General features: G+C 76.2%; 4 protein-coding genes. 3 read left to right on the plus strand and 1 reads right to left on the minus strand.

Annotated features, from left to right (window positions below):
- The 3 genes from E1291_RS40325 to E1291_RS40335 form a co-directional block, all read left to right on the plus strand.
- The coding region (locus tag E1291_RS40325; RefSeq protein ID WP_131743268.1) for a dihydrolipoamide acetyltransferase family protein at positions 1–828 on the plus strand (828 nt) is incomplete at its 5' end.
- 57 nt (positions 829–885) lie between these two features.
- Positions 886–1,536, plus strand: coding sequence for a nicotinamide riboside transporter PnuC (gene pnuC, locus E1291_RS40330; RefSeq protein WP_131743269.1), 651 nt, complete (start codon positions 886–888; stop codon positions 1,534–1,536).
- A gap of 28 nt (positions 1,537–1,564) precedes the next feature.
- The gene (locus E1291_RS40335; RefSeq protein ID WP_131743270.1) at positions 1,565–2,671 is read left to right on the plus strand and encodes an AAA family ATPase; all 1,107 of its coding nucleotides are present in this window, start codon (positions 1,565–1,567) and stop codon (positions 2,669–2,671) included.
- Here the strand turns inward: E1291_RS40335 and E1291_RS40340 are convergent.
- A partial coding sequence (locus E1291_RS40340; protein WP_165495536.1) for an ROK family protein occupies positions 2,663–3,521 on the minus strand: 859 nt, incomplete at its 5' end. The two genes, E1291_RS40335 and E1291_RS40340, sit on opposite strands and share 9 nt — an antisense overlap.

Genomic DNA, 3,521 nt, shown 5'->3' on the forward strand with positions numbered 1-3,521 from the left:
CCCGGCGGGCGGATCGTCCGGGCCGACATCGAGGCCGCGATCCGCGCCGGCGCGCCGGGTGACGCGGCCCAGGCCCCGGCCCAGGCTCCGGCCGCGGCGACACCCGGCGCCCAGGCCGCCTCCGCCGCCCCGGTGGAGGACGACCCGGACGTCGAGGCCGTCCCGCTGAACCGGTTCCGGAAGGTCGCGGCGCGCAGGCTCACCGAGAGCAAGCGGGAGGCACCGCACTTCTACCTGGAGCGGGAGGTGGACGCCGAGGCGCTGCTGGCGTTCCGGGCCACGCTGAACGAGGCCCTCGCCCCGGCCAAGGTCAGCGTGAACGACCTGGTCGTGAAGGCGGTCGCGACCGCGCTGCGCGAGCATCCGGCGGTGAACGTCTCCTACACCGGGGAGAACCTGCTCTTCCACAGGCGGATCCACGTCGGCGTGGCCGTCGCGGTGGAGGACGGCCTGGTCGTCCCCGTGATCCGCGACGCCGACGGCAAGAGCGTGTCCTCGATCGGCGCGGAGGCCCGGGAGCTGGCCGGCCGGGCGCGGGAGGGGAAGCTGAAGCCGCAGGAGATGAGCGGCGGCACGTTCAGCGTCTCCAATCTCGGGATGTTCGGCGTGCGCGCGTTCGCCGCGGTCATCAACCCGCCGGAGGCCGCGATCCTCGCCGTGGGCGCCGTCCGGGACGAGCCGGTGGTGCGGGACGGGCAGGTCGTGCCGGGCAAGCGCATGGCGGTGACCCTGTCGGTGGACCACCGCGCCTGCGACGGCGCGACGGCCGCCAAGTTCCTGGCGACCCTGGCCGGGCTGCTCGAGGCGCCCCTGCGCATCGTCGCCTGACCGGAACGGTCCGGCTGACCGGAACGGTCCGGCGGGACGTGTGTGATCATTGCCGTCATGTCGGTGAACGTCCCGCTGGGCCCGCTCCTGGACCCGGCCTTCCACCTCGGCTCCGTCCCCACCACGTGGGCGGAGCTGCTCGGGTTCGCGACCGGCGCCGTCAACGTGTGGCTCGTCGTCCGGCAGAACCTGCTCAACTGGCCGATCGGCATCGCCAACGTGGTGCTGCTCGGCCTGGTCTTCCTGGACGGCGGGCTCTACGCCGACGCCGGGCTCCAGGTCGTCTACGTCGTCCTCCAGGCGTACGGATGGTGGATCTGGCTGTACGGCGGCGAGGGCCGCGACCGGCTGCCCGTCCGGCGCACCCGGCCCGCCGAGTGGGCGGCGCTGGCCGTCGCGGGCGCCGCCGCGACCGCCCTGCTGACCTGGGCGCTGTCCGCCTGGACCGACTCGACCGTCCCGTTCTGGGACGCGCTGACCACCGCGCTGTCGCTCGCGGCGACCTACGGGCAGTCGCGCAAGCTCGCGGAGTCGTGGTGGCTGTGGATCGCCGCCGATCTCGTCTACATCCCCCTGTACTGGTACAAGGAACTGAAGCTGACGAGCGTGCTGTACCTCGTGTTCCTGACGCTGTGCGTGCTCGGCCTGGCGGCCTGGCGCCGCGACCTGCGCGGACCGGGCCGGGGACCCGCGGCGGCGACGGCCTGAGGGCGGCACGGGCGGGCGAGGGGGCGGCATGGGGTACGCGCACGGCCTGGTGATCGGCAAGTTCTACCCGCCGCACGCCGGCCACCACCATCTGATCGACACCGCCGCCGCGCGCTGCGCGCGGGTGAGCGTGGTCGTCGCCGCGTCGAGCGTGGAGAGCGTCCCGCTCGCGCTGCGGACGGCCTGGCTGCGCGAGACGCACCCGCAGCCGCACGTGGAGGTCGTCCCGGTGGTGGACGACGCGGAGATCGACTACGACTCCGACGAGATCTGGTCGGCGCACGTCGCGGCGTTCCGGGCCGGGCTGGCGCTGCGGTCGGGCCTCGGCGTGACCGTCCCGCCGGTGGACGCGGTGTTCAGCTCCGAGCCGTACGGCGCCGAGCTGGCCGCCCGGTTCTCCGCGGCGCACGTCGCGGTGGACCCGCCGCGCTCGCGGTTCCCGGTCAGCGGCACCGCCGTGCGGGACGACCCGGTGGCGGCCTGGCGGTGGCTCGCGCCGCCCGTCCGGGCCTATCTCGCGCGCCGCGTCGTGGTCGTGGGGGCGGAGTCGACGGGCACGACGACCCTCGCCCGCGCGCTCGCCGCGCACTACGCCGCCCGGGGCGGGACGTGGGAGGCGACGCGGTGGGTCCCCGAGTACGGCCGCACCTACACCGAGGAGAAGCTGGCCGCGGCGCGGCGGGCGTCCGGCGACCCGTCCCTGTGGCTGGACGACCTGCGGTGGGAGCCGGCCGAGTTCACGAGGATCGCCGAGCGGCACGCGGCGCTGGAGGACGCCGCGGCGCGCTCGGGGTCGCCGCTGCTCGTCTGCGACACCGACGCGTTCGCGACCGCGCTCTGGCACGAGCGCTACCTCGGCTCGCCCGCGCCGGAGGTCGAGGCCGTCCACGAGCGGACGGCGCACCACCTGTGGATCCTCACCGACCCGGCGGGGGTGCCGTTCGTGCAGGACGGCTGGCGCGACGGGGAGTCGATCAGGACGTGGATGTCGGGCCGTTTCCAGGAGGAGCTGGAACGGCGCGGCCTGCCCCACGTCGCGGTGACGGGTCCGCATGAGGACCGGCTGGCCGCCGCCGTGGCGGCCACCGACGCCCTCCTGGCGAAGGGCTGGTCCTTCGCCGCGCCGCTAACCTGACCGGAGCGGCTCCCCGGGCGGCGCGCCGACGCGGAAGAGATCCTCGTCGATCCGGTCCAGCGCGAGCCGGAGCGCGCCGAGGGCGACCGCCTCGTCGCCGAGCTCGGACGCCTCGATGCGGACCGGGCTGAGGCACAGCGGCCGGACCTGCCGGCGCAGCTCGGCCACCAGCAGGTCGCCCGCCCTGATCAGCGGCCCGCCGACGACGATCACCTCGGGGTCCAGCGCGAGCGCCATCGCCGCGATGCCGCGGGCCATCCGCGCCGCCAGCCCGCCGACCACGGCCCTGGCCTCGGCGCCGCCCCAGCCCGCGGCGTCCAGCACGCGCTCGGCGTCGTCCAGCGCCGGGCCCGCGGCGGCGAGGCCGGCCAGCGCGGCGCCCGCCAGCTCCGGCCCGAGGTCCGCGCCGGTGATCAGGGCGGCGGTGGTGTCCCGCAGCCCCATCTCGGGCAGCATCCCGATCTCGCCGGCCGCTCCCCACCGGCCCCGGTGCAGGCGGCCGCCGATGAGCGCGCCGATGCCGGTGTGCAGGCCCGCGTGGACGCAGATCACGTCGTCGGCCGAGCGGGCCGCGCCGCGCCACCGCTCGGCGAGCGCGGCGAGGTTCGCGTCGTTCTCGACGAGGACGGGGCAGGTGAAGGAGCGGCCGAGCTCGCGGGCGAGGGCGACGCCCTCCCAGCCCGGCACGACCGTGCAGAACGCGACGGTGCCGTCCGGGGAGACCACGCCCGGCGTCCCGGCGGCCACGGCCCGCAGCGCCGCCCGCTCGATCCGCGCGGACGCCAGGCACGCCTTCACCGCCGAGCGCACCGCGGCGATCCGCGCGCCGGGCGGCCAGCCGACGTCCAGG

It is taken from the genome of Actinomadura roseirufa (genome assembly GCF_900659635.1).
GTDB classification, from domain to species: domain Bacteria; phylum Actinomycetota; class Actinomycetes; order Streptosporangiales; family Streptosporangiaceae; genus Spirillospora; species Spirillospora roseirufa.

What these genes read in the sequence shown, in the direction of transcription:
- pnuC (WP_131743269.1), top strand. Translation starts at nt 886, where the DNA reads ATGTCGGTGAACGTCCCGCTGGGCCCGCTCCTGGACCCGGCCTTCCAC.
- E1291_RS40335 (WP_131743270.1), top strand. Translation starts at nt 1,565, where the DNA reads ATGGGGTACGCGCACGGCCTGGTGATCGGCAAGTTCTACCCGCCGCAC.